Here is a 24270-nt window from a genome sequence, read left to right as displayed (position 1 = left end):
TTTCCTGAATCAGGGTGGAAGTGTGTAAGAAACCCGGGTCGCGGATTGCACGTCTTACCAGGCGTGTTCAAGGTCATGAGCGTGAGTACCTCTTCTGTACCCCGGCCCGAGTCGGCCGCCCCGTCCCCACCCGCCCGTCTGTCGGTGCTGCCGGCCCTGCCGAGGATCGCGCGGCGGGGAACTCCCGAGGGCGTGCTGCCTGCCCTCGCGCTGTTCGTGGCCGTCCGGTTCGCCGGGGTCCTCACAGTGATCCTCACCAACGCCCTGCGGGGCCATCCACTCCTCAAAACCCTCGCCCACTCCTGGGACTCCCGCTGGTATCTGCACATCGCCGCCCAGGGCTACGGCCACAAGATCTGGATCACCCCGCAGGGCGCCGTCCAGGCCGACTGGGCGTTCTTCCCCCTGTATCCCGGCATGATCAGGGCGCTGACCACCGTCCTGCCGCTGACCCCCGGCCAGGCCGCGCTGCTCATCTCCTGGATCTGCGCGGGCGTGGCGGCGTACGGCGTCTACGCCATCGGCCACATGCTCTACGGGCGCGGCGTCGCCACCGCACTGGTCGCCCTGTGGGCCGTGATGCCGCACGCCGTCGAGCTGACCATCGCCTACACCGAGTCCCTGTTCGCCGCGCTGGCCATCTGGTCCCTGTACCACGTGCTCAAGCGCAACTGGCTGTGGGCCGGAACGCTGGCCGCGCTCGCGGGTCTGGCCCGGCCCAGCGGCTTCGCGATCGCGCTGGCCGTCTGCCTCGCCGCCGCCCATGAGGCATGGCGCCGGCGCGGCCGGGTCCCGGTGAGCCTGTGGGCCGGCGCCGTACTCGCTCCGGTGGGCTGGCTCGGCTACGTGCTGTGGGTGGGCAGCCAGACCGGAAACCTGCTCGGCGGCTACTTCAAGGTGCAGAGCGCCTGGGACTCGAAGTTCGACTTCGGCATCGGCTCGGCCAAGTTCGTCAAGGCGATGCTGCTGCACGGCGGGGGAGCCGTCTACCCGATGGCCCTGGTGATCGTCGCGGCGAGCGTCCTGCTGTTCGCGCTGCTGTGCCTGGAGCGCGCCCCACTGGCGCTGGTGGTCTTCTCGGGGGTGCTGGTCCTGCTCGTGGTCGCCGCATCCGGCTCCTTCTCCTCCAAGCCGCGGTTCCTGCTCCCGGCCTTCCCGCTGCTCATCCCCATGGCCCGCGCCCTGACCCGGACCTGGCGGGTCCGCCCGGCCCACGCAGTGATCGTCTACGGCGCCCTCACCATCGTGTCCCTGCTGTTCGGCGCCTTCCTGACAGCGGTGGCCCGCTCCCCGCTGTGAGCCACCACAGGACGGCCGCGCCGACCGTCCCAGCGGCCGTTCCCGCCCGCCGCGTGCGGCCATGGCCGGCGTGGCGAGTGCGGACGTGACGTGCGGGGCGCTCGCCTTTCTGACGGGGGTGGCTCAGCACTCCGTGCTGTGTGCCGCGGCCCATCCCTGGACGGCGGCGCCGACGGTCACAGGCGCCGTTCCCGCTCGCCGCGTGCGGCTACGGTTTGACGGTGGTGGCTCACTCCGTGCCGTGGGCCGCCGGCCATCGCCGGACGGCCGCGCCCGGCGTCACGCGGGTCGCCGGTCTCGGCCGTCGCGTGCGGTCATGGTCAGTGCGGCGAGCGCGGGCGTCGCCAGCAGGCCGCTGACCCAGACCGGGGCGCGGAAGCCGAGACCGCGGTCGATCGCCGCCCCGCCCGGCACCGGGCCGAGGGCGGCGCCGGCGTTCAGCGCCGACGTCGCGAACGCGGTCCCGAGGGACGGGGCGTCCGCGGCCTCGTACAGCACCCGGGTGATCAGCGTCGAACCGACGCCGAACGCCAGCAGTCCCAGCAGCGGGACGAGCAGGACGGTCGCCGTCGTGTGCCCGGCGGCCAGGGACGGCAGCACCCAGCCGACGAGCAGCGCGGCCCCGCCCGCCCGCAGCACCGGCAGCGGCCGCCGGTCCGCCGGCCGGCCCGCCGACGTCACCCCGGCGAACGCGCCGGCCCCGAACAGCGCCGGCATGCCCGGCACCCACCCGGCAGCGAGTCCGGTCACCTCCGTGGTCAGCGGTGCGAGGTAGGTGAAGGTGCAGAAGGTGGCGCCGTCGACCAGCGCGCGGAGGCCCAGCGCCGGCAGCAGCCGGGGCCGGCGCAGCGCCCGCAGCTCCGCGCGGGCCCCGGTGCAGGGCCGCTCCGGCCGCCCGGCAGCGACCGGGCGATCGCGGCGAGCGTCGGCGCGGACAGCGGGGCGTCCTCCCGGAACGCCGAACGCCAGCCCGGCAGCCGGCCGAGCGCGGCACCGGCGGGCACGCACACCACGCAGGCGAGCGCGGTCCCGCCGAGCAGGATCGAGGTGGCCCGGCCCTTGGCGTCGGCCGCGACCATCTCCGTCGCGGCGGTCAGCCCTACGGCCAGGAAACCGGCGTCGGCCAGGGCCGCGAGGACCCACGTGGCCAGCAGGACGGCGAGGCCGGAGGTGAGGGCCCCGACCGCGTGGGCGAGCAGGAACACCCCCAGGAACACCAGCAGGGTCCGCCGCGCGGAGCGGCGTCGGCCGAGCAGCGCCGTCAACGGTGCCCCCCCCGATCATGCGTGCCCGCGGCGGGGACCGGCAGCCGGCCGCGTGCGGAACGGCGATCCGGTGAGGGCGTACGCCTCATGGCCCTCACGACCCGGACGGACGAGGCCTGCGGGGTGTGAGGGCGGAGAGGGAACGACGAGAACGCCACGGGACGGCCGGTGGCCAGCGCCTGGATGTCTCGGGACTGGACACGGGTGGCACGCCAACGCCCAGGCGCGGACGCGTGCCACCCGTGTTCGGTGTGCGGCGCCGGTGTCTGTGCCGGTCAGCGCGGGTCGAACACGATGCTGGCGAAACGCGCGCCGCTGGGCGCCGACTTGCCGGGGGCGAGCCGCGTCGCCGTCCCCTTGCACTTCTTCTGCGTGTAGACGACCAGGGGCTTCTTCGTGGCATTGCGGGCGCCGCGCGCCTCCTGGGCCATGTTGAGGCACTTGCGGGCCGGCGGGTTGTCGATGGCGTACAGCTTGCCCTGGGGGCCGGTCCACAGGAACGTGCTGTCCGCGGCGAGAGCGGAGCCGGTGGTGGTCAGGGCGAGGGCGAGTCCGCCGAGAACGGCGACGAGCGGACGGCACAGGCGCATGGTGAGGTTCCTCCGTGGAGCGCGATATCGGGATGAAAAAGGGATGAAAGGGGGAACGCGGGAACAGGGAGAAGGGAGACGGGAGTCGGAGAGTCGGGGGAGAGTGAGTGGCGGGGCGGCCCCGGTCCGCAGCCGTAATCTCCCACTCCGGTCCGGCGCGCCCGGTGGCCCGACACGGGCACATCCATCGACCGGGGGACGGTGCGGATCCGGACGTTGACTCGCATCGGAGGCTCTGTCCGAGAGCACGATCATGAGATATAGGTAAAATCTAGGCATTTGATGAAAATTCAGGCGGTCGGCCTTCGAAGGTCACCGCATCGCCGGAAGTGATCAATGCCCCGCAAGCGCTCCACGGACGAAGGCGACGAGCTGCTGGCCCGACTCGGCTCGCTCACCGCCCAGGCACGCGAGCGCGCGGAGCTGCAGCGCAGCCAGGTCGAGCTGGCCATCGCGCTCCAGCGCGGCATGCTCCCACGGGATCTGCCCGCCGCCCCCGGCCTGCACCTCGCCGTGCGCTACACGCCGGCCAACCTCGGTCTCAACGTGGGCGGCGACTGGTACGACGCCTTCGCCCTTCCCGACGGCCGGATCGGGCTGTCCATCGGCGACGTGCAGGGGCACAACATCGAGGCCGCCGCGTTCATGGGCCAGGTCCGGGCCGGACTGCGCGCCCTGGCCTCCGTCACCAGCGACCCGGGCGAACTCCTCGCCCGCACCAACGAGCTGTTGCTCTCCCTGGGCAGCGACCTCTTCGCCACCTGCACCTTCATGCGCCTCAACCTCACCACCGGCGTACTGGAGAGCGCCCGCGCCGGCCACATCCCCTTCGTGTGGGCCACGGCGGACGGCAAGTCCGGCGTCGTCGACGACGAGGGAGGGCCGCCGCTCGGCATCGAGACGGGCATGGAGTACCCGGTGACCCGGCACCGGCTGACCACGGGCGGCGTCTTCGTCCTGGTCACCGACGGCGTGGTGGAGGGCCCGTCGCTGACCATCGAGGACGGGCTCGATCAGGTCGTCCGCCTCGCCGGCATCGCCGCCGTCGCGAGCCTGGAGGCACACGCGCTGGCCGCCGCCGTGATCAAGGGCGCCGAGAGCGTCGGCCACGAGGACGACGCCGCCGTCCTCGTCGTCGGCCTGGACGGCCCCTGCGTCCACATGTGACCGCCCCCGCCCCGACCGCCCCTCCTCCGCCCCCGCTCGCCCGCCGTCGACCCGGGCGGGCCCGCTTCCGGCCGTACGGTCCGGTTACGCCATAGGGCTGGACGGCGTGGGCTCTCGCCTCGCCCCGGCGGGGGCGGCGGTGTGAGATTGCTGGTGTGGTGGGTAACGAGGTTCAGCGCCGCTCGGTCGGCCCTGCCGTCCAGGTACTGGCCGTCGCGGCCTGCTACTTCGGTGCCGGCCGGCTCGGACTCCTCCGTGAGCTGGCCGTCGAGGGCGCCGTCGTCACTCCCATCTATCCCGCCAGCGGCGTCGCCGTCGCCGCCCTGCTGATCCTCGGGATGCGCTGCTGGCCCGGCATCACGATCGGCGCCCTCTTCGTCGTCATGTCGATCACCACCCCCCGCCTCGACGTGCTGGGCACCCTCGCCGGCCAGACCGGCGCGCCGGTGTGCGCGGCGCTGCTGCTGCGCCGGGCCCGCTTCCACACCGATCTCGGCCGGCTGCGCGACGGACTCGCTCTGGTGTTCCTCGGCGCGCTCGGCGCCATGCTGATCAGCTCGACCGTGGGCGTCGGGCTCCTCGTCGTCACGGACCGGCTGGCCGCGTCGAGCTTCCCGCCGGTCTGGCTGGCCTGGTGGGTGGGCGACGCGATGGGCGTCCTCATCGTCACCCCGCTGCTGCTGTTGCTGCACGGTGCCCGCTGGCCGCCGCCGCTGACCCGCTGGAAGGAGGCGGTCGCGCTGACGGTCGTCGCCTGCGTGCTGGTGCCGGTCTCCGTCTACAGCTCGCTCAGCCTGCTCTTCCTCGTCTACCCGCTGCTGATCTGGGCGGCCCTGCGCTTCCAGCTCGTGGGCAGCGCGCTGTGCGCGTTGCTGACCTCCGTGCTGGCCACCGTCGCCGCGACCGACGACGTCGGTGCCTTCACCGGGCTGAGCCGCATCGAGGTCATGGCGAAGCTCCAGGCGTTCAACGGCTCGATGGCCCTGACCGCGCTGCTGCTGTCCGCCGTGATCACAGAGCAGCACAACACCCGCCAGTCGGTGGAGAAGGCCTGTCAGGAGCTGGTCGAGGTCCTCGAACACCTCACCGCGGGCGAGGCCCCACCGCGTCTGCCGCCCTCGAAGGCCGAGGGCCGGGACGAAGGACCGCGGCGCCCGGGTTCCCCGTGAGGATCCGAGCCCGCGCCCGGTCGGCCGGCTCTGTCGCCCGGCACCGGCCGGTTCAGGCCACCGGGGGTTCGGGGCGGGCGGCGACCCTGTTCGCCCGGGACTCCAGATAGCGCTGCTCGGCGAGGCTCGCCGTGGCCTTCGCGGCGCGGCGGTAGTGCTCGTACGCCCCGGCCGTGTCGCCCGTCCGCTCCAGCAGATGTGCCCGTACGGACAGCAGCCGGTGATGCCCGGCCATCCGCCCGTCACCGTCCAGGCCGGACAGCAGGTCCAGCCCGGCCTGCGGTCCCTCGGTCTCGGCGAGTGCGATCGCGCGGTTCAGGGTGACCATCGGGTTGGGCGCGATCCGCTCCAGGATCAGATACAGGGCGTGCACCTGCACCCAGTCGGTCTCCTCGGCGGTGGCCGCGTCGGCGTGCGTGGCGGCGATCGCGGCCTGGAGCTGGTACGGCCCCAGGTCCGGGCCGGCCAACGCCGCCTTCACCAGGTCCAGGCCCTCGTCGATCAGCGCGCCGTCCCACCGCTTGCGGTCCTGTTCGGCCAGCGGCACCAGGTCGCCGGACGGTGTCGTCCGTGCCTCGCGGCGGGCATGGGTGAGCAGCATGAGCGCGAGCAGCCCGGTCACCTCACCGTCCTCGGGCAGTTGCGCGTGCACCGTCCTGGCCAGCCGGATCGCCTCGCGGGCGAGATCGGCACGGACCAGTTCGCTGCCCGAGGAAGCGGTGTACCCCTCGTTGAAGATCAGGTAGAGCACGTGCAGCACGACTCGCAGCCGCTCCTCGCGCTCCGCGCCCTCGGGCAGGGCGAAGGAGCTGCCGGCGGCCCGGATGCGCTGCTTGGCCCGGCTGATCCGGGCCGCCATCGTGGCCTCCGGCACCAGGAACGCGCGCGCGATCTCGGCCGTGGTCAGGCCGCCGACCGCGCGCAGCGTCAGCGCGGTCTGGGAGGCCGCGGTCAGGGTCGGATGACAGCACAGGAACAGCAGGACGAGCGTGTCGTCGGTGTCCGGCACGTCCGCCGGGGCCGCCTCGGCGGCCAGCGCCGACTCCCGTTCACGGCGCGCGTGGTCGCTGCGCAGCTGGTCGACGAGCCGCCGGGACGCGACCGTCGTGAGCCAGCCGCGCGGGTTGTCCGGCACTCCCTCGGCCGGCCACTGCACGGAGGCGGCGAGGACGGCTTCCTGTACGGCGTCCTCGCATCCCTCGAACCGGCCGTACCGGCGCACCAGCGCACCGAGGACCCGCGGGGTGAGGTCACGCAGCAGGTCCTCGATGGCCGGTGCTGTCATGCCTCCAATTGTCCCTCGTAGAACATCACCTGCCGCACCTCGACCCCCAGACCCGCGATCCGGGTGTCCGGGATCCGCGCCGCCAGCTCGATCGCCCGCTCCTTGTCCTCGCAGTCGATCAGGTAGAAGCCGCCCAGGAACTCCTTGGCCTCCAGGAAGGGCCCGTCGGTCACCACCGGCTGGCCCTCCCGCACGGACACCACGACGGCCTGCGACGGGTCGACCAGCGCCTGCGTGGCCAGCAGTTCGCCGGACTCCTTCAGCTCCTGGATGAACCTGGTGTGGCCCGCGCCGATCGCCGCCTTCTCCTCGTCGGTCAGCGCGTCCATCACGGCCGGGTTGATGTGCAGGCTGATCACGAACTTCATCGTGTGCTCCTCGTGCTCCTCGTGCTGCGCGAGCCCCGGTCGGGGCCCTTCGACGGGTTGGTCGGAGCCGCCGTCGACTTCTTGACATCCCTCGCCCGAAGATTCCCACGAGTTTTCCCCCGCCACGGAAATTCCCCTCCGCACCCGTGTCAAGAAGCCGCCGCCCGCTCCGACCGACCGGCGGGACATCGACAGAACAAGGAGGATCCGAGATGCGGGTCAACCGGGCATGGCTGGGACTGGCCGTCCTCATGCTGCCGACTTCGGTCGTCGCGATGGACATGACGGCGCTGCTGCTCGCGCTGCCACGACTGAGCGCCGACCTGGGCGCCGACAACATCGAGCAGCTCTGGATCAGCGACAGTTACGGGCTCATGGTGGCGGGCCTCGTCATCACGATGGGCACGCTCGGCGACCGGATCGGGCGCCGGCGACTGCTCCTGACCGGCGCGGCGGCCTTCGCGGCGCTGTCGGTCGCCGCCGCGTGCGCGGTCGGCCCGCTGATGCTGATCGTCGTGCGCGCGCTGCTGGGCGTCGCCGGAGCGACGCTGGCGCCGTCCACCCTCGCCCTGATCACCACCATGTTCCGCGACGAACGGCAGCGCGGGCAGGCCATCGCGATCTGGGCGAGCTGCCAGTTCACCGGCGGTGCGCTCGGACCGGTGCTGGCCGGCCTCCTGCTCCAGCACTTCTGGTGGGGCTCGGTGTTCCTCGCCGCCGTACCGGCGATGGCCGTGCTGCTGCTCGCCGGTCCGCTGCTGCTGCCGGAGTCCCGTGGCGACCGGGCCGGGCGGCCGGATCCGGCGAGCGTCGGGCTGTCGCTCGTGTCCGTGCTGCTGCTGGTCTACGGCATCAAGCAGCTGAGCCTCCAGCACGCGTCGGCCGTCCCGGCGGCGGCCCTCGTCGTGGGAGCGGCCGTGGGAGCGCTGTTCGTCCGGCGTCAACTGCGGCTGCCGGAGCCGCTGCTGGACCTGCGGCTGCTGCGCAGCCGGCCGTTCACGGCGGTCCTCGTCGCGCTGGTCCTCGCCGGTGTCGCCATGGCGGGCACCGGTCTGGTGGTGACGCAGTACCTGCAGAGCGTGCTGGGACACTCGCCGCTCGCGTCGGCGGTGCTGTTCGCGCCCATGGGGCTGGGCGTGGCGGTCGGTACCCTGACCGCGCCCCTGCTCGCCCGGCGGATGGAACAGACGACCGCGATCGCGGGCGGGCTCGCGGCATCGGCGCTGGGAAGTCTGCTGCTGATCGGCGTCCACGGGTCGCTCGCCCTGCCGCTGGTCATGACCGGGATCGCCGTGCTGGCCCTCGGCACCGGCCCGCTGTTCGCGCTCGGCACCGGACTGGTCGTCGGGTCCGTGCCGCCGGAGCGGGCCGGCTCGGCGGCGTCGATGTCGGAGACCGGCAACTACTTCGGCGGCTCGCTCGGCTTCGCGCTGCTCGGTGTGCTGGCCGCGGCGGTCTACCGCGACCGCACGCATGGCACGTCCGACTCGCCGGCCGGCGCGGTCGTGGCGAGCCGGCGTCTTCCGGCCGACCGGGGCGCGGAACTGCTGCACACCGCGCGGGAGGCGTTCACCGCGAGCCTGCACACCATCGGTGTCGCCGCCGCCGTCATCTTCGCCGCCCTCGCCGTACTGACCCTCACCCTGCGCCCGGCATCCGGCCCCGCCGCGACCACGACTCCCCGCGAGCAGGTGCCGGCCTCCGGGTGAATTACTTACGCTTGGTTGAACAGTCCAGACTGATAAACCTATCGTTAGCAGCATGGATACGGTTGCACTCGCCGCCGGGCTCCGGCTGGCCATGGGGCGCACCGTCCGGCGGCTGCGGCAGGCGCACGCGGTCGGGGACGTGTCGCTGTCAGGAGTCTCGGTGCTGGCCCGGCTCGCCCGGACCGGTCCGGACTCGCCGGGCTCGCTCGCCGAACTGGAGCGGGTCCGGCCGCAGGCCATGGCGGCCACACTCGCCGGGCTCGAACAGCGCGGGCTCGTCAGCCGCGCGCCCGACACGGCGGACGGGCGCCGGGCCATCGTCTCCGTCACCGACGAGGGCCGGACCATGCTGGAGCAGCGCCGCTCCGAGTCCGTGACCCGGCTCGCCCACGCACTCGACGAGTTCACCCCGCAGGAACGGCAGGCCCTCCAGGACGTCCTGCCCCTGCTCGACCGACTGGCGGAACGACTGTGAGCGGCGCCCGGCCCGCGGCGGCGGGCGCGACCGGCGACGGCGGCGGCATACGCGGCCGGCTGCTCGCGCGTTCCGCGCGGCTGCGGGACACACCCCCGGGCCCCGGCTACAAGTGGGTCGCCCTCTCCAACACCACGCTCGGCGTACTGATCGCCACGATGGACGCCTCCATCGTGATCATCTCGCTGCCGGCGATCTTCCGCGGGATCGGGCTCGACCCGCTCGCGGCCGGGAACATCGGCTATCTGCTGTGGATGATCCTCGGCTATCTGCTGGTCTCGGCCGTCCTGGTCGTCGTCCTCGGCCGGCTCGGCGACATGTTCGGCCGGGTCCGCATCTACAACCTCGGCTTCCTGGTCTTCGCGTGCGCCTCCGTCGCGCTGTCCCTCGACCCGTTCCGGGCCGGTGCGGGCGCGCTGTGGCTCATCCTGTGGCGCATCGTGCAGGCCTTCGGCGGATCCATGCTCACCGCCAACTCGGCCGCGATCCTCACCGACGCCTTCCCGGCCCGGCAGCGCGGCATGGCCCTCGGCATCAACCAGATCACCGCGCTCGCCGGACAGTTCCTCGGCCTGCTCGCCGGCGGCCTGCTGGCCGCGGTCGACTGGCGAGCGGTGTTCTGGGTGAGCGTCCCGGTGAGCATCACCGGCACGATCTGGTCGTACCTGAGCCTGCGCGAGACCTCCGTCGGCGGCCGCGGCCGGGTCGACTGGCTCGGCAACATCACTTTCGCCTGCGGCGCGGGCATCCTGCTCGCCGGCATCACCTACGGCATCCAGCCCTACGCCGGCCACTCCACCGGCTGGACCAACCCCTGGGTCCTGAGCGGCCTGTTCGGCGGCCTCTTCCTGCTGCTGGTGTTCGCCTACGTCGAGACCCGTGTCCCCGAGCCGATGTTCCGCCTGTCGCTGTTCAGGGTGCGCGCGTTCGCGGCGGGCAACCTGGCCGCCCTGCTGACCGCGATCGCCCGCGGCGGACTCCAGTTCATGCTGATCATCTGGCTCCAGGGCATCTGGCTGCCGCTGCACGGCTACGCCTTCGAGGACACCCCGCTGTGGGCCGGCATCTTCATGCTCCCGCTCACCCTCGGCTTCCTGATCGCCGGGCCGGTCTCCGGCTATCTGTCCGACCGGTTCGGCGCCCGGCTGTTCTCCACCGCAGGGCTGCTCGTCGTCGCCGCGTCCTTCCTCGGTCTGCTCGCCCTGCCGGTGGACTTCGACTACGGCGTCTTCGCGACGCTGCTCCTGCTCAACGGGCTGGGCCAGGGCATGTTCTCCGCGCCCAACACCTCCTCCATCATGGGCAGCGTGCCGGCCCGCTACCGGGGCGTGGCCTCCGGAATGCGCTCCACCTTCCAGAACTCGGGCACGGCCCTGTCCATCGGCGTCTTCTTCTCGCTCATGGTGTCCGGGCTCGCCGGCACCCTGCCGAAGACGCTCGCCGCCGGGCTCCAGGCCCACGGCGTCCCGGCCGGCACCGCCCACGAGGTGGCCTCGCTGCCGCCGGTCAGCACCCTGTTCGCCACCTTCCTGGGCAACAACCCCATCGGCCATCTGCTCGGCTCCGGCGGCACCCTGGACCAGCTGACCGCGGCCCAGCGCGCCACCCTGACCGGCCACACCTTCTTCCCGGAGCTGGTCTCCGGCCCCTTCCACCACGGCCTGGCCGTCGTCTTCGGCGTCGCCACCGGCATGGCCCTGGTCTCCGCACTCGCCTCCGCGCTGCGCGGCGGCCACCAGCGCGCCGACGACGACACCCCGACCGGGCGCGACACGAAAGGACAGTCCTCGTGCCGCACAGCGCGCTCCTCGTGATGGACGTCCAGCGCTCCGTCCTCGGCCGTTTCGACACCTCCGGCGACTACCTCGGCCGCCTCGGCGAGGCCGTCGCCGCCGCCCGCGCGGCCGAGCTGCCGGTGATCCACGTGGTGGTCGGCTTCCGGCGGGGCCACCCCGAAGTCAGCCCGCGCAACAAGTCGTTCAGCGCCGTCGCGGGCTCCGGCCGACTCGTCACGGGCGACCCCGGCGCCGAGATCCACCCGGACGTCGCACCGCGCCCCGAGGACGTGATCGTCACCAAGCGCCGGGTGAGCGCGTTCGCGGGCAGCGACCTCGACCTCGTCCTGCGGTCGGCCGGCATCGAGCATCTGGTGCTCACCGGCATCGCCACCAGCGGCGTCGTCCTGTCCACCCTGCGCCAGGCCGCCGACCTCGACTTCCGCCTCACCGTCCTCGCCGACGCCTGCCTCGACGCGGACCCGGAGGTCCACCGCGTCCTCACCGAGAAGGTCTTCCCCCGTCAGGCGGACGTGCTGTCCGTCGCGGACTGGACCAAGGGCCTTGCCGGAGACGGCGGTTGAGGCCGCGCTACGCCGTCTTCGCGCGCCGCCTGCGTACGACATGGCGCACGACGAGGGCCGCGAGGACGACGGCGGCGGCGCCGACGACGTAGAGCAGATAGCGGTTGACCTCGGCGTAGATGGTGGTGATGTGACTGCCCGCCAGATAGGCGAGGGTCGTCCACAGACCGACCCACAGCGCCGCGCCGAGCGCGTTGAAGGCGAGGAAGCGCGGCCAGGGCATGCCGGTGGTGCCCGCGATGATGCCGTTGGCCTGGCGCAGCCCCTCGATGAACCGGGCCACGGTCACGATCTTGCCGCCGTGCCGGGCGAAGAACTCCTCGGCGGCGGCGAACCGCTCCGGCGTCAGGAAGACGTACTTCCCCCACCGGTGCACGAACGCCCGCCCGCCGACCCGGCCGATCAGATAGCCGATGTTGTCCCCGACGAGGGCCGCGACGAAGGCGATGACCGCGACCGCCACGACGTTCAGCCGCCCCGCGCCCGCGTACACCCCCGCCGCCAGCAGCATCGTCTCGCCGGGCGCGGGCACCCCGAAGTCCTCGACCAGGACCACCGCCCCGACCGCCCAGTAGCCGTAGTGTTCGAGCAGCGGCGCCAGATGGGCCAGCGGGCCCGGGAGCGGAGGGGCGGACATGACACCACGGTACGTCCGGCCGGCCCGCCCCCGGGCTGCGGCGGATCAGGAGCGGGCCACGGTGTCCTCGTCCGGTACGGCCGCGGTCGCGTCCGCCGCGACGGGGCGCGGCTCCTCGGCCGGTGCCGCGGGGCCGGACCGCAGGCCGGTCAGCCGGCGGGCGAGCGGCTCGGTCCAGCGGGCGGTCAGCGGGCCGAGGACGACGAGGATCAGCACGTACGCGGTGGCCAGCGGGCCGAGGTCGGAGTCGATCCCGGAGGTGACGGCGAGACCGGCGATGACGATGGAGAACTCGCCGCGCGCGACCAGCGTGCCGCCCGCCCGCCAGCGGCCCTTGGCCGAGACGCCCGCACGCCGGGCCGCCCAGTACCCCGTCGCGATCTTGGTGAGCGCGGTGACCACGGCCAGCGCGAGCGCGGGCAGCAGCACCGGCGGGATGCTCGCCGGGTCCGTGTGCAGACCGAAGAAGACGAAGAACACCGCCGCGAACAGGTCCCGCAGCGGCGCGAGCAGGTTGTGGGCGCCCTCGGCGACCTCGCCGGACAGGGCGATGCCGACCAGGAACGCGCCGACGGCCGCCGACACCTGGAGCTGCTGCGCCACCCCGGCGACCAGCAGCGTCAGCCCGAGCACCACGAGCAGCAGCTTCTCCGGGTCGTCGGTGGAGACGAAGCGGGAGATATGCCGGCCGAAGCGCACCGCCACCAGCAGGACCAGGCCGGCCACGCCGAGCGCGATGCCCAGGGTGAGGCTGCCGGCGGCGAAGCCGGTGCCGGCCAGCAGCGCCGTGACGACCGGCAGATAGACAGCCATGGACAGGTCCTCCAGCACCAGGATGCTGAGGATCACCGGGGTCTCCCGGTTGCCGATCCGCCCCAGGTCGCCGAGGACCTTGGCGATGACGCCGGAGGAGGAGATCCAGGTGATGCCGGCCAGTACGACGGCGGCGATCGGACCCCAGCCCAGCAGCAGGGCCGCCGCGGCGCCGGGCAGGGCGTTGAGGGCCATGTCGACGAGGCCGGCCGGGTACTGGGTCTTGAGGTTGGACACCAGATCGCTGGCCGTGTACTCCAGGCCCAGCATGAGCAGCAGCAGGATCACGCCGATCTCGGCGCCGACGGCCACGAACTCCTCGCTGGCGCCGAGCGGCAGCAGCCCGCCCTCGCCGAAGGCCAGCCCGGCCAGCAGGTACAGGGGTATCGGGGAGAACCGCAGGCGGGCGGCGAGCCGTCCGAGCAGGCCGAGGCCCAGGATGATGGCGCCGAACTCGATCAGGAAGACCGCGGAGGAGTGCACGCGCTCACTCCCGCCCGAGTATCGCGGCGGCCGCGTCGGCGCCCTCGCGGGTGCCGATCACGATCAGCGTGTCCCCGCCGGCCAGCCGGAAGTCGGGTCCGGGGGAGGGGATGGCCTCGGCGCGGCGCAGCACGGCCACGATCGACACCCCGGTCTCGGTGCGCATCCGGGTGTCGCCGAGCAGCCGGCCGTTCCAGTACGAGCCCGAGGACAGCTCGATCCGCTCGGCCACCAGGCCGAGCTCCGTCGTGGACAGCAGGTTCGGGCTGTGGTGGGTGGGCTTCAGGGTGTCGGCCAGGGCTTCCGCCTCCTGGCCCGTGAGGTGGACCGACAGCGCACAGGCGTCGGGGTCGTCGCCCCGGTACGCGCTCAGCGTCCTCGACCCGTCCCGGTGGGCCACGACCGACAGTCCGCGGCGTTCGCGGGTCGTCAGGTCGTACCGGACGCCGATGCCTGGCAACGGCGTCCTGCTCGTGCGTGCGGCGCCCATGGCGGCCCCCTGTCCGTTTGACGGTTTCTTGGTGAAACCATTACCGGAACCTTAACCTGGCCGCGCGAGGCGGCCGGGCGGGCCCCGGTCGGACGGGGGGCGGGGAGGATATGGGGTGGGGTGCCGTCATGCGCCGTGGCGCGAGGGGGCCTCGTCGTCCTCGGGGGTGAGCTGGCAGGCGTGGCACAGCTCGTGCTCGCCGTCACGGCTGACGACGGTTCCCCAGCCGAGGCACACCTCGCATTCGCGGGCGAGACCCAGGTCGGGCCGGGGAGGCAGGAGGGGGCTGCGGTGGGCTCCGTAGACCATGAGCAGTGCGGCTCCTCGGAAGTCGCGGGGAGGGGTGACGGCGTTGCCGTGGGCGGTGACAACGCTGTCAGGCCACTTCCAGTATGTCCGAGATATTCCACCTGTCTGTGATGTACGTCACTCGGTGCCACATCTTGCCCGCTCCACCGCGCCGCCCCCGGGCCGCGGTGAGTCAGCCGAGGTTGCCGAGCCGGGCCTCCCGCCACAGGTCCACGCCGCCGTCGGTCGCGTACTTGTCGATCTCGGCCAGTTCCTCGGCGCTGAAGTCCAGGTTCTCCAGGGCCGCCACGTTCTGCTCCAACTGCCCGGTCCGCGAGGCGCCGATCACGAGCGACGTCACCCGCTCGTCCCGCAACGCCCACGCCAGCGCCAGTTGGGCGAGGGTCTGGCCGCGCCGGGCCGCGATGTCGTTCAGCGACCGCAGCCGGTCCAGCATGTCGTCCGTCAGCCAGGACGTGTCGAACGACGTGCCCTGCGCGGCCCGCGAGTCCCGCGGCACGCCCTCCAGGTAACGGCCCGTCAGCAGCCCCTGCGCGAGCGCCGTGAAGCCGATGACCCCGAAGCCCTCCTCCTCGGCGGTGTCCAGCAGGCCGTCGGTCTCGATCCAGCGGTTGACCATGCTGTACGACGGCTGGTGGATCAGCAGTGGGGTGCCCAGCTCGCGCAGGATGGCGGCCGCCTGCCGGGTGCGTTCGGCGTCGTAGGAGGAGATGCCCACATAGAGGGCCTTGCCCTGGCGGACGGCGGTGTCGAGCGCGCCCATCGTCTCCTCCAGCGGCGTGGAGGCGTCCAGCCGGTGGGAGTAGAAGATGTCCACGTAGTCCACGCCCATCCGGCGCAGCGACTGGTCGAGCGAGGCCAGCACGTACTTGCGCGAGCCGCCGCCCTGCCCGTAGGGGCCGGGCCACATGTCCCAGCCGGCCTTGGTGGAGACCACCAGCTCGTCCCGGTGCGGCGCGAGGTCGCGCTTCAGCAGCCGCCCGAAGTTCAGCTCGGCCGCGCCGTACGGCGGGCCGTAGTTGTTCGCCAGGTCGTGGTGGGTGATCCCGAGGTCGAAGGCGCGCAGCGCGATCTCGCGCTGGGTCTCGAAGGGGCGGTCGTCGCCGAAGTTGTGCCAGTAGCCGAGCGACAGGACCGGCAGGTCCAGTCCCGAGCGGCCGGTGCGCCGGTAGCGCATGGTGCCGTCGTAGCGAGCGGGGTCCGCGACGTGGGTCATCGGGTCTCTCCGGGTGGTGCCGTAGGGGCCGCCTCTCCGGTCGTGGAGGGGGCGGGTCCACCCTCGCTTCCGCATGCCGCGCGCGTCCAACCGCCGTACCGGATGGGATTGAGTGATTCCGTTTCTGAATCGGGCGCGGCCGACCTGCCTCGTCGCGGAGGTTGCGGTTGTCCGATCCTACGAACTTCGCGCGCGCCGGGTATCCGGTCCGTGACACTTCTGATAGGAAACTTTCCTACCAGTACTGCGGTACGGACCAACTCCCCACCCCCCGCCTCGACTTGGAGTCCCTGTGGTACACGCAGACCGCGAATCATCCCCCGCCACCGTCTCCCGCCGCACTCTCGTCGCCGTGCTCGGCGCCGCCGTCGCCTCCGGTGCCCTGATCGGCACCGAGCGCGCGAGCGCGGCCCCGGCGGCCCGCGCGGCCGGAGCGGGCCTCGACGACCCGGCGAAGAAGGAGATCGCCATGGAACTCGTGTCGAGCGCGGAGAATTCCTCGCTCGACTGGAAGGCCCAGTACAAGTACATCGAGGACATCGGCGACGGCCGCGGCTACACCGCCGGCATCATCGGCTTCTGTTCCGGCACCGGCGACATGCTCGACCTCGTCCAGCTCTACGCCGACCGCAGGTCCGGCAACGTCCTCGCGAAGTACCTGCCCGCCCTGCGCAAGGTCAACGGCAGCGACTCGCACGCCGGCCTCGACCCGAACTACCCCGGGGACTGGCGTACGGCGGCCAAGGACACCGTCTTCCAGCAGTGCCAGAACGACGAGCGCGACCGCGTCTACTTCAACCCCGCGGTCGGCCAGGGCAAGACGGACGGCTTGCGCACGCTCGGCCAGTTCTGCTACTACGACGCCATCGTCATGCACGGCGACGGCGGCGACCCGACCAGCTTCAGCAACATCCGCAAGCGCGCCCTGCGCAGCGCCAAGCCGCCGGCGCAGGGCGGCGACGAGACGACGTACCTCAACGCCTTCCTCGACGCCCGGGTGTGGGCCATGAAGCAGGAGGAGGCGCACAGCGACACCAGCCGCGTCGACACCGAGCAGCGGGTCTTCCTGCGCAAGGGCAACCTCGACCTGGACACCCCGCTCGACTGGAAGACGTACGGGGACAGTTACCACATCGGCTGACACCGCATCGGCCGGCATCGCATCGCCCGACCCGCGAGCGGGGTGTACTCGCGGGTCAGGGCCCTGGCGGGGAAAGATGGGCGGTGAGCGATCGATCACACAGGCATCGATCACACCGACGCGGAGGAATAGGGACTCATGCCGCACGAGCGAGCGGGCCGGCCGGCCGAGCCCGAGGACCTGGTCGACGTGGCCCGGCTGGTCACGGCGTACTACGCGCTCCACCCGGATCCTGCCGATCCGGCACAGCGGGTCGCGTTCGGCACCTCCGGGCACCGGGGCTCGTCCCTGGCGAGCGCCTTCAACGAGGACCACATCGCGGCCACGAGCCAGGCCATCTGCGAGTACCGCGCGGCTCAGGGCATCGACGGCCCCCTCTTCCTGGGGGCCGACACCCACGCCCTGTCGGAGCCCGCGAAGGTCACCGCGCTGGAGGTGTTCGCCGCGGGCGGCGTGAGCGTCCTGATCGACAGCGCCGACGGCTACACGCCCACCCCTGCCGTCTCGCACGCCATCCTCACCCACAACCGCGGGCGCACCTCAGGCCTCGCCGACGGCGTCGTGGTCACCCCCTCGCACAACCCGCCCGCCGACGGCGGCTTCAAGTACAACCCGCCGAGCGGCGGCCCGGCCGCCTCCGACGCCACCTCCTGGATCCAGGACCGCGCCAACCAGATCATCACCGGCGGCCTGAAGGACGTGCGACGGCTGCCGTACGCCCGTGCGCTCGCCGCCGGGACGACCGGACGGTACGACTTCCTCGGCGCCTACGTCGGTGATCTGCCGAGCGTGCTGGACCTGGACGCGATCCGTGCGGCCGGGGTGCGCATCGGCGCCGACCCGCTCGGCGGCGCCTCCGTCGCCTACTGGGGCCGCATCGCCGAAGAGCACCGCATCGACCTGACCGTGGTCAATCCGCACACCGACCCCACCTGGCGGTTCATGACGCTGGACTGGGACGGCCAGATCCGCATGGACTGCTCCTCGCCCTACGCGATGGCCTCCCTCATCGAGCAGCGCGACCGCTTCCGCATCGCCACCGGCAACGACGCCGACGCCGACCGGCACGGCATCGTCACCCCGGACGGGGGCCTGATGAACCCCAACCACTACCTCGCGGTCGCCATCGACTACCTCTACCGGCACCGCGAGCACTGGCCCGCCGGCGCGGGCGTCGGAAAGACGCTCGTCTCCTCCAGGATGATCGACCGGGTCGCCGCCGACCTCGGCCGGCAGCTCGTCGAAGTCCCGGTCGGATTCAAGTGGTTCGTGGACGGACTGGTCGGCGGCGCCCTCGGGTTCGGCGGCGAGGAGTCGGCCGGCGCGTCCTTCCTGCGCCGCGACGGCTCGGTGTGGACCACCGACAAGGACGGCATCATCCTCGCCCTGCTCGCCTCCGAGATCACGGCCGTCACGGACCGGACCCCGTCGGAGCACTACGCGGGCCTGATCGCCCGCTTCGGTGCCCCCGCCTACGCCCGCATCGACGCGCCCGCGACCCGCGAACAGAAGGCGCTGCTCGGCACGTTGTCTCCCGCCCAGGTCACCGCCGACACCCTCGCCGGCGAGCCGGTCACGGCCGTGCTCACCGAGGCGCCCGGCAACGGCGCCGCGATCGGCGGGATCAAGGTCACCACGGACAACGCCTGGTTCGCGGCCCGCCCTTCGGGCACCGAGGACGTCTACAAGGTCTACGCCGAGTCCTTCCTCGGCCCCGGCCACCTCGCCCGGGTCCAGGAGGAGGCCAAGGCCGTGGTGCGCGCCGCGCTGGGCGGCTGAACGCCGGTCGCTCAGCCGCGCCCGCGATGCCGGTCCGGGCGGTCCAGCCGGTCCAGGACCGCCCGGGCCATGGCCTGTTCCCCCCTGGCGTTGGGGTGGGCCGGGGCCGCGGGCGCGGCGGGCTGGAGCGGCTCGATCCAGCGGTCCGCGGGCGACTTGCACATGTCGTGGCCGACCGTGGGGCCGTAGGTGTCCGCGTACTCGGCCCGGTCGACCGCCGCCACCAGCCGCAGCATCAGGTTCAGGTGCTTCTCGGTGTCGCGGAGGTAGGGGAAGTCGCCCTGGGCGAAGGGGACCTGGGGGAAGCAGCCGGTGCCGTCGTCGGGCAGCAGGTCCGGGTAGCCCACGACGACCACCCGCGCGTGCGGCGCCCGGGCGTGCACGGCCCGCAGCACCCGGTCGACCTTCGGCGCGGTCTGCGCGATCGCGAGGGTCAACCGGTCGTAGCCGGCGGCCTCGTAGGAGCGCTCGCAGGGGTTGCCCGTCGGGTCCTGGGCGGCGAGCCGGGCGCAGGTGCCGATGATCGCGCCGAATCCGACGTCGTTGCCGCCGATCTGGACCGTCACGAGGTCCGTGTCCCGCCGCACCGCGTCGAGCTGGGGTCTGTTCGTGCCCTGCGCCCGCCACATCTCGGCGGTCGTCGCACCGGCACAGCTGACGTCCGTGAAGGTGCTCACGCGCCGTCCCGCGGCCACCAGCGAGGGGTAATTGCGGTCGGAGCGGGCGCAGTTGGCGTCCACCTGGGCCGGGATGCCGGGGCCCGAGGTGTAGGAGTCGCCGAGCGCCACGTAGCCGGTGCCGCGGCCGGGTCCGCCGGGGTGCGCGGCGGCCGGGACCGCCGAGGCGGCGACGAGGGCGCAGCCGCCCAGTGCCGCCCCGAGTACCGCGGCCCGCCGCCGGACTCCCGTACCGCCCGCCGGACGCGTGGATTTCGCCATGATTCCTCCCCCTGGGTTCGACCGGTTCTGTATACCGTCCGGTAGGCGCCGCCGACCAGAAGCAGGAACGAACGAGTTTATTCGCGGACATGTCACTCGGTCGGGTACCGCCGGCCGAGGATCGACGTACCGCCGTCACCGACCCGTGATCATGCCCCTGTGAAGCCGAACCGTCGAAGTGCCCTGCGCCGCCGTGCCGTTCCGGCCGCGCTCGGCACCCTCAGTGTCCTGTCCCTGCTCTCCGCCCTGCCCGCCGCCGCCCAGCCGGCGGCCGCGGACGCCGGACGCCCCGCACAGCCCGTGCGCCGGGCCGTCACGCCCGCGGAGGCACGCACGGATGCCGCTCTGCGTTCCCTCCACGACCGGCCCGCGGCCCTGCGCGACTTCTTCCGGGCGATGCCCAAGGGCGGCGACCTGCACAACCACCTCTCCGGCGCGGTCACCACGGAGTACCTGATCGAGCTGGCCGCCGCGGACGGCCTGTGCATCAACACCACGACCCTCGCCGCGGCCGAGCCGCCCTGCGGCACCGGCACCCGTCCCGCCGCCGACGCGCGCACCGACCGCGCCTTCCACGACGCGATCGTCCGGGCCTGGTCCATGCAGGACTTCCCGCCCGGCCGGAACGGCCACGACCACTTCTTCGCGACGTTCGACAAGTTCGGCGAGGTCACCTGGCGCAATCGCGGCAAGCTGCTCGCCGACGTCGCCGACACCACCGTACGCAACAACCAGTTCTATCTGGAGACGATGGTCACCCCGGCCTCGGACGGAGCGAAGAAGCTCGCCGCCGAGGTCGGCTGGGACGACGATCTCGCCGCCCTGCACCGCACGTTGCTGGCGGGCGGCAAGCTGGACAAGCTGGTCGCCGACGCCCGCAAGGAGGCCGACGCCGGCGACACCGAGTTCCGTGCCGCCGAGCACTGCGGCACCTCGAAGGCCCGCCCCGGCTGCGGGCTCACGGTCCGCTGGATCTCCCAGGCGAACCGGGGCAGTTCCCCCGAGCGGACCTTCACCCAGCTCGCGCTCGGCATGCGGCTGGCCGAGGCCGACCCGCGCTTCGTCGCGGTCAACCTCGTCCAGCCCGAGGACTGGGACAGCTCGCTGCGGAACTACAGCCTCCAGATGCGCATGGTCGGCTATCTGCGTACCCAGTACCCGAAGGCCCATGTCTCCCTGCACGCGGGGGAGTTGTGGCCCGGACTGGTCAAGCCCGAGGCCCTGAAGTCCCACATCGAGGAGGCCGTGGACGTCGCGCACACCGAGCGCGTCGGGCACGGTGTCGACCTGCGCTGGGAGGACGACTGGCAGCGCACGGCTCGCACGATGGCGAAGCGCCGGATCGCCGTCGAGGTGCCCTTCTCCAGCAACGCCCAGATCCTCGGCGTGAAGGGCGGCGACCACCCCTTCACCACCTACCTGCGCTACGGCGTCCCCGTCGTCCTGTCCACCGACGACCCCGGGGTGTCCCGCATCGACATCACCCACGAGTACCAGTACGCCGCCGAGACCTACGGCCTCGGCTACCCCGAGCTGAAGGACCTGGCCCGCACCTCGCTGGAGTACGCCTTCCTGCCCGGCGCGAGCCTGTGGCAGGGCAACCCGACCGCCCAGGGCTTCCACCCGGTGCCGGTCTGCCGCGCTGAGCGCCCCGGCCTGCCCGTGCGCGGCGCGGGCTGCCGGAAGTTCCTCGGCGGCAGCGCCAAGGCGCAGCTCGAATGGCGCCAGGAAGCGGCCTTCGCCGCCTTCGAGCGGGCCCACGCCTGACGGCAGCGCGCCCCGCGTCTCAACTCCCCTCTGAAAGAGCCAGTTGGCCGAGAAGCGGCCCACCGTGCACACGGTGGGCCGCGTTCCGTCGCCGGGCACCCGTCGACTCTGCGCCAATGTCGCCCGGCGCGCTCCCGGCGCCGGGGTCCGTCGGCCAGAGCCAGGTGGGTGACCTGCGGGAACGGTGTGCGAAGCTGCGGGGGACAGCGACCGCGCGACGGAGGAGAGGAGCCTCATGGCCATCATCCACCACACCACGCTCAAGCCCACGAAGCTGGAGCTGCTCACCGACTGGCTGCCCACCCGCCCCTGGTACCGGGGCGGCCCGGACGCCCCGGTGCTGACCAAGTCCGGTGGCTTCCGGCTGGACGACCCGGCGGGCGAGGTCGGCATCGAGTTCATGGTGGCCACGGACACCTCCACCCCCGAACCGACCGCCTACCTCGTCCCGTTGACGTACCGCGGCGCACCGCTGGCGGGCGCGGAGCACGCCCTCGTCGGCACCATGGAGCACGGTGTGCTGGGCAGGCGCTGGGCCTACGACGGCTGCCACGACCCGGTGCTGGCCGCCGAGCTCCTGAAGCTCATCGACGGCCGGGCCCAGGCACAGGCGCAGAGCATCGACAACACCCCGGACCACGAGGTGGCCCTCTCCTACGCCGGAGCCCCGTTCACCCTCGACGGCTTCACGCCCGCCCCGGCCGACGACGAGCACGGCACCCGCCTCCCCGCGCCGCACGGCACGGTCCTCCAGGTGCACCGGGTCCTGACCCCCGTCCCGGAGCACCCGCCGCTGCCCCCCGAGGGCGCGCTCGGCCATGTCGCCCGCGGCTGGCAGGCGCCGGACGGCACGCGGCTGTCGGCACTGTTCGTGACGGTGCGCACGGCCTGACGCCACACCGGCCCGCCTTCTGGCATGGTCCGGTCAAATCTGACACTCTTTTGACGGTTCGACGCTTCGAGTGATCGCGCAAGCCCCGTCCGCGGCCGCGCCGGCGCACCCCAGCCGGCCGGCCGCCACCGAGCAGGCCGGGATCCCGGCCGCCGCAAAGGAGTAGCGTGTGAGACCGACCCCCCACAAGGCCCTCGGCGCCGGTGCGCTCACCGTCGCCGCGCTGGCCGCCTTCGTCCTCCCCGCAAGCCCCGCCGCCGCAGCCCGGCCGGCCCCGCACCAGACCCCGCGCCCGGCCGCCTCCTGCACTCCGGCACAGGTCGTCGGCAACGGCGGCTTCGAGAACGGCGCGTCGTCGTGGACCGCGTCCTCGTCCGGCACGATCACCAGCCGCTCCGGACAGACCGCCCACGGTGGCAGCTCCTACGCCTGGCTGGACGGCACCGGCGGCACCCACACCGACACCCTGAGCCAGAGCGTCACCGTCCCGGCCGGGTGCGACCGGGCCACCCTCACCTTCTGGCTGCACATCGACACCGCCGAGACCACGTCGTCCGTCGCGTACGACAAGCTCACGGCCAAGATCGGCGGCACGACGCTGGGCACGTACTCGAACCTCGACAAGAACACCGGCTACGTGAGGAAGTCGTTCGACGTGTCGGCGTACGCCGGGCAGACCGTCACCCTGTCCTTCACCGGGACCGAGGACTCCAGCCTCCAGACCAGCTTCGTGCTGGACGACATCGCGCTCGACACCTCCGGCGGCACCGCACCGCCGAGCGACTCGACCCGTACCCCGGCCGCGCCCTCGTACACGGTGAACCTCAGCAGCGACACGACCGGCACCCAGTGGACCGGGCACGAGAGCGTGACCTTCGCCAACGCCTCGGCCACCGCGCTGAACGAGGTCTACCTGCGACTGTGGGACAACTATCACGGCACGTGCGACGCCATGCCGATCCGCGTCACGGGCGTCACCGGCGGCACCGCGCAGGCACCCACCGTGGACTGCACCGCCGTCAAGGTCGACCTGCCGGCCCCGCTCGCCCAGGGCCAGAGCGCCACCATCGGCTTCGACCTCGGCATCACGGTGCCCAGCGGCGCCGACCGCTTCGGCCATGACGGCGCCTACAGCTTCATCGGCAACGCCCTGCCCGTCCTCGCCGTCCGTGACAGCTCCGGCTGGCACCTGGACCCGTACACCAACAACGGCGAGTCCTTCTACTCCCTGGCCGCCGACTTCAAGGTGACCCTGGACCACCCCAGCGGCCTGCTGGTCCCGGCCACCGGCACCTCCACCGACACCCCCGGCGCGGGCGGCCGTACGGTGACGACCGCGACGGCGTCCTCGGTGCGCGACTTCGCCTGGGCCGCCGGACCCTTCACCAAGATCTCCGGCACCTCGTCCGCCGGTGTCGCGGTGAACGTCTACTCCGTCTCGGGCATCAGCTCCGCCAACGCCCAGTCCATGCTCAGCACCGCGAAGAGCGCCGTGGACGCCCACGCGGGCCGCTTCGGTGCCTACCCCTACGGCGAGCTGGACGCCGTGCTCGACAACAACTACTGGTTCGGCGGCATGGAGTATCCGGGGTTCGTCCTGGACGTGGTCAGCAGCACCGCGCTCACCCATGAGATCGGCCACCAGTGGTGGTACGGCATCGTCGGCGACGACGAGTACAACAGCCCCTGGCTGGACGAGGCGTTCACCGACTACGCCACCGACCTCGCCCTCGGCAAGACCGGCAGCAACTGCTGGAGCGGCGTCTCCTGGGCCTCGCCCGACGAGAGGATCACCGACTCCATGGCCTACTGGGACGCGCACTCCTCGCGCTACTCCACCGTCGTCTACGGCTACGGCAAGTGCGCCCTGCACGACCTGCGCCGCGTCCTCGGCGACACCGCCATGACCAAGCTGCTGAAGGACTACGCGACCGCGCACTGGTACGGCGTGTCGACCACGGCCGAGTTCAAGGCGGCGGCCCAGGCGGCCACCGGCACCGACCTCACGTCCTTCTGGACCCAGCACCGTATCGACGGCTGACGACGGCTCGACCGCCGGCGACCGCTGACGACGGCCGACAGCGAGCGATCCGGCGGCGGCCGGTCGCGGAGGCAGCCC

23 protein-coding genes are annotated in these 24270 nt (G+C 72.5%); 12 read left to right on the top strand and 11 right to left on the bottom strand.

Annotation, left to right across the window (positions count from 1 at the left end; all coding sequences use genetic code 11):
* The first annotated feature begins 75 nt into the window (after window positions 1-75).
* Complete coding sequence (locus AC4OXY_RS08900; protein ID WP_356023876.1) at window positions 76-1299, top strand: glycosyltransferase family 39 protein; 1224 nt, start codon at window positions 76-78, stop codon at window positions 1297-1299.
* Window positions 1300-1578: 279 nt separating this feature from the next.
* Here the strand turns inward: AC4OXY_RS08900 and AC4OXY_RS08895 are convergent, their stop codons facing one another.
* The 3 genes from AC4OXY_RS08895 to AC4OXY_RS08885 all read right to left on the bottom strand — a co-directional run bounded on the left by AC4OXY_RS08895 (window position 1579) and on the right by AC4OXY_RS08885 (window position 3154).
* Window positions 1579-2049 carry an MFS transporter gene (locus AC4OXY_RS08895; RefSeq protein ID WP_491993617.1) on the bottom strand — a complete coding sequence of 157 codons (471 nt, stop codon included), beginning with the start codon at window positions 2047-2049 and terminating at the stop codon, window positions 1579-1581.
* An 8-nt stretch (window positions 2050-2057) separates the two neighbouring features.
* A complete protein-coding gene (locus AC4OXY_RS08890) occupies window positions 2058-2564 on the bottom strand; it encodes an MFS transporter (protein ID WP_491993616.1) in 507 nt (168 codons plus the stop codon).
* A gap of 275 nt (window positions 2565-2839) precedes the next feature.
* Entirely contained in the window at window positions 2840-3154 is a 315-nt protein-coding gene (locus tag AC4OXY_RS08885; protein WP_356023880.1) for a hypothetical protein, read from the bottom strand.
* Between the two features lie 336 nt (window positions 3155-3490).
* Here AC4OXY_RS08885 and AC4OXY_RS08880 point away from each other — a divergent pair, with 336 nt between their 5' ends.
* Window positions 3491-4321: a PP2C family protein-serine/threonine phosphatase gene (locus AC4OXY_RS08880; RefSeq protein WP_356023882.1), complete on the top strand. Its 831-nt coding sequence runs from the start codon at window positions 3491-3493 to the stop codon at window positions 4319-4321.
* A gap of 155 nt (window positions 4322-4476) precedes the next feature.
* Window positions 4477-5490: an MASE1 domain-containing protein gene (locus AC4OXY_RS08875; protein WP_356023884.1), complete on the top strand. Its 1014-nt coding sequence runs from the start codon at window positions 4477-4479 to the stop codon at window positions 5488-5490.
* Between the two features lie 52 nt (window positions 5491-5542).
* Here the strand turns inward: AC4OXY_RS08875 and AC4OXY_RS08870 are convergent, their stop codons facing one another.
* Window positions 5543-6775: an RNA polymerase sigma factor gene (locus AC4OXY_RS08870; protein WP_362822136.1), complete on the bottom strand. Its 1233-nt coding sequence runs from the start codon at window positions 6773-6775 to the stop codon at window positions 5543-5545.
* Window positions 6772-7143, bottom strand: coding sequence for a YciI family protein (locus AC4OXY_RS08865; protein ID WP_356023888.1), 372 nt, complete (start codon window positions 7141-7143; stop codon window positions 6772-6774). The genes AC4OXY_RS08870 and AC4OXY_RS08865 overlap by 4 nt, the downstream gene beginning before the upstream one ends.
* Before the next feature lie 212 nt (window positions 7144-7355).
* Between AC4OXY_RS08865 and AC4OXY_RS08860 the strand changes: the two genes are divergently transcribed.
* Genes AC4OXY_RS08860 through AC4OXY_RS08845 form a run of 4 tightly spaced genes read left to right on the top strand, consistent with a single transcriptional unit; the run spans window position 7356 to window position 11686 of the window.
* Window positions 7356-8852, top strand: a complete 1497-nt coding sequence (locus AC4OXY_RS08860) for an MFS transporter (RefSeq protein WP_376288074.1) — start codon at window positions 7356-7358, stop codon at window positions 8850-8852.
* A 52-nt stretch (window positions 8853-8904) separates the two neighbouring features.
* Window positions 8905-9327 (top strand): MarR family winged helix-turn-helix transcriptional regulator, encoded by a 423-nt coding sequence (locus AC4OXY_RS08855; protein WP_362822138.1) that lies wholly within the window; start codon window positions 8905-8907, stop codon window positions 9325-9327.
* Entirely contained in the window at window positions 9324-11141 is a 1818-nt protein-coding gene (locus AC4OXY_RS08850; protein ID WP_491993615.1) for an MFS transporter, read from the top strand. The genes AC4OXY_RS08855 and AC4OXY_RS08850 overlap by 4 nt, the downstream gene beginning before the upstream one ends.
* On the top strand, window positions 11117-11686 hold the full coding sequence (locus tag AC4OXY_RS08845) for a cysteine hydrolase family protein (protein ID WP_356023894.1): 570 nt from the start codon (window positions 11117-11119) through the stop codon (window positions 11684-11686). The genes AC4OXY_RS08850 and AC4OXY_RS08845 overlap by 25 nt, the downstream gene beginning before the upstream one ends.
* A 7-nt stretch (window positions 11687-11693) precedes the next feature.
* Here AC4OXY_RS08845 and AC4OXY_RS08840 read toward each other — a convergent pair whose 3' ends face one another.
* The 5 genes from AC4OXY_RS08840 to mgrA all read right to left on the bottom strand — a co-directional run bounded on the left by AC4OXY_RS08840 (window position 11694) and on the right by mgrA (window position 15634).
* Window positions 11694-12323 carry a DedA family protein gene (locus AC4OXY_RS08840; RefSeq protein ID WP_356023896.1) on the bottom strand — a complete coding sequence of 210 codons (630 nt, stop codon included), beginning with the start codon at window positions 12321-12323 and terminating at the stop codon, window positions 11694-11696.
* A gap of 45 nt (window positions 12324-12368) precedes the next feature.
* Window positions 12369-13619: a cation:proton antiporter gene (locus AC4OXY_RS08835; protein ID WP_362822140.1), complete on the bottom strand. Its 1251-nt coding sequence runs from the start codon at window positions 13617-13619 to the stop codon at window positions 12369-12371.
* 4 nt (window positions 13620-13623) lie between these two features.
* Window positions 13624-14109 (bottom strand): cation:proton antiporter regulatory subunit, encoded by a 486-nt coding sequence (locus AC4OXY_RS08830; protein WP_356023900.1) that lies wholly within the window; start codon window positions 14107-14109, stop codon window positions 13624-13626.
* A gap of 126 nt (window positions 14110-14235) precedes the next feature.
* Window positions 14236-14418, bottom strand: coding sequence for a hypothetical protein (locus AC4OXY_RS08825; protein WP_376288077.1), 183 nt, complete (start codon window positions 14416-14418; stop codon window positions 14236-14238).
* A gap of 172 nt (window positions 14419-14590) precedes the next feature.
* Entirely contained in the window at window positions 14591-15634 is a 1044-nt protein-coding gene (gene mgrA, locus AC4OXY_RS08820) for an L-glyceraldehyde 3-phosphate reductase (RefSeq protein ID WP_491993614.1), read from the bottom strand.
* 292 nt (window positions 15635-15926) lie between these two features.
* Here mgrA and AC4OXY_RS08815 point away from each other — a divergent pair, with 292 nt between their 5' ends.
* Together AC4OXY_RS08815 and pgm are read left to right on the top strand one after the other, a co-directional pair.
* Entirely contained in the window at window positions 15927-16775 is an 849-nt protein-coding gene (locus tag AC4OXY_RS08815; protein WP_491993613.1) for a chitosanase, read from the top strand.
* Between the two features lie 138 nt (window positions 16776-16913).
* A complete protein-coding gene (pgm, locus tag AC4OXY_RS08810) occupies window positions 16914-18554 on the top strand; it encodes a phosphoglucomutase (alpha-D-glucose-1,6-bisphosphate-dependent) (protein WP_491993612.1) in 1641 nt (546 codons plus the stop codon).
* Between the two features lie 11 nt (window positions 18555-18565).
* Here pgm and AC4OXY_RS08805 read toward each other — a convergent pair whose 3' ends face one another.
* Complete coding sequence (locus tag AC4OXY_RS08805; protein ID WP_356023909.1) at window positions 18566-19492, bottom strand: SGNH/GDSL hydrolase family protein; 927 nt, start codon at window positions 19490-19492, stop codon at window positions 18566-18568.
* Window positions 19493-19651: 159 nt separating this feature from the next.
* Here AC4OXY_RS08805 and AC4OXY_RS08800 point away from each other — a divergent pair, with 159 nt between their 5' ends.
* From AC4OXY_RS08800 to AC4OXY_RS08790, 3 genes are all read left to right on the top strand, one after another.
* Window positions 19652-21259, top strand: a complete 1608-nt coding sequence (locus AC4OXY_RS08800; protein WP_491993611.1) for an adenosine deaminase family protein — start codon at window positions 19652-19654, stop codon at window positions 21257-21259.
* A 235-nt stretch (window positions 21260-21494) separates the two neighbouring features.
* A complete protein-coding gene (locus tag AC4OXY_RS08795; protein ID WP_491993610.1) occupies window positions 21495-22151 on the top strand; it encodes a maltokinase N-terminal cap-like domain-containing protein in 657 nt (218 codons plus the stop codon).
* Between the two features lie 169 nt (window positions 22152-22320).
* A complete protein-coding gene (locus AC4OXY_RS08790; protein ID WP_491993609.1) occupies window positions 22321-24192 on the top strand; it encodes a M1 family metallopeptidase in 1872 nt (623 codons plus the stop codon).
* Window positions 24193-24270: the final 78 nt, after the last annotated feature.

Source organism: Streptomyces sp. HUAS MG56 (assembly GCF_058673395.1).
This window is presented reverse-complemented; position numbering and strand designations above follow the sequence as displayed.

Coding starts and splice junctions, on each gene's coding strand:
- AC4OXY_RS08860 (WP_376288074.1), top strand. CDS start 7,356: ATGCGGGTCAACCGGGCATGGCTGGGACTGGCCGTCCTCATGCTGCCG.
- AC4OXY_RS08885 (WP_356023880.1), bottom strand. CDS start 3,154: ATGCGCCTGTGCCGTCCGCTCGTCGCCGTTCTCGGCGGACTCGCCCTC.
- AC4OXY_RS08840 (WP_356023896.1), bottom strand. CDS start 12,323: ATGTCCGCCCCTCCGCTCCCGGGCCCGCTGGCCCATCTGGCGCCGCTG.
- AC4OXY_RS08865 (WP_356023888.1), bottom strand. CDS start 7,143: ATGAAGTTCGTGATCAGCCTGCACATCAACCCGGCCGTGATGGACGCG.
- pgm (WP_491993612.1), top strand. CDS start 16,914: ATGCCGCACGAGCGAGCGGGCCGGCCGGCCGAGCCCGAGGACCTGGTC.
- AC4OXY_RS08880 (WP_356023882.1), top strand. CDS start 3,491: ATGCCCCGCAAGCGCTCCACGGACGAAGGCGACGAGCTGCTGGCCCGA.
- AC4OXY_RS08795 (WP_491993610.1), top strand. CDS start 21,495: ATGGCCATCATCCACCACACCACGCTCAAGCCCACGAAGCTGGAGCTG.
- AC4OXY_RS08855 (WP_362822138.1), top strand. CDS start 8,905: ATGGATACGGTTGCACTCGCCGCCGGGCTCCGGCTGGCCATGGGGCGC.
- AC4OXY_RS08830 (WP_356023900.1), bottom strand. CDS start 14,109: ATGGGCGCCGCACGCACGAGCAGGACGCCGTTGCCAGGCATCGGCGTC.
- AC4OXY_RS08900 (WP_356023876.1), top strand. CDS start 76: ATGAGCGTGAGTACCTCTTCTGTACCCCGGCCCGAGTCGGCCGCCCCG.
- AC4OXY_RS08805 (WP_356023909.1), bottom strand. CDS start 19,492: ATGGCGAAATCCACGCGTCCGGCGGGCGGTACGGGAGTCCGGCGGCGG.
- AC4OXY_RS08870 (WP_362822136.1), bottom strand. CDS start 6,775: ATGACAGCACCGGCCATCGAGGACCTGCTGCGTGACCTCACCCCGCGG.
- mgrA (WP_491993614.1), bottom strand. CDS start 15,634: ATGACCCACGTCGCGGACCCCGCTCGCTACGACGGCACCATGCGCTAC.
- AC4OXY_RS08825 (WP_376288077.1), bottom strand. CDS start 14,418: ATGGTCTACGGAGCCCACCGCAGCCCCCTCCTGCCTCCCCGGCCCGAC.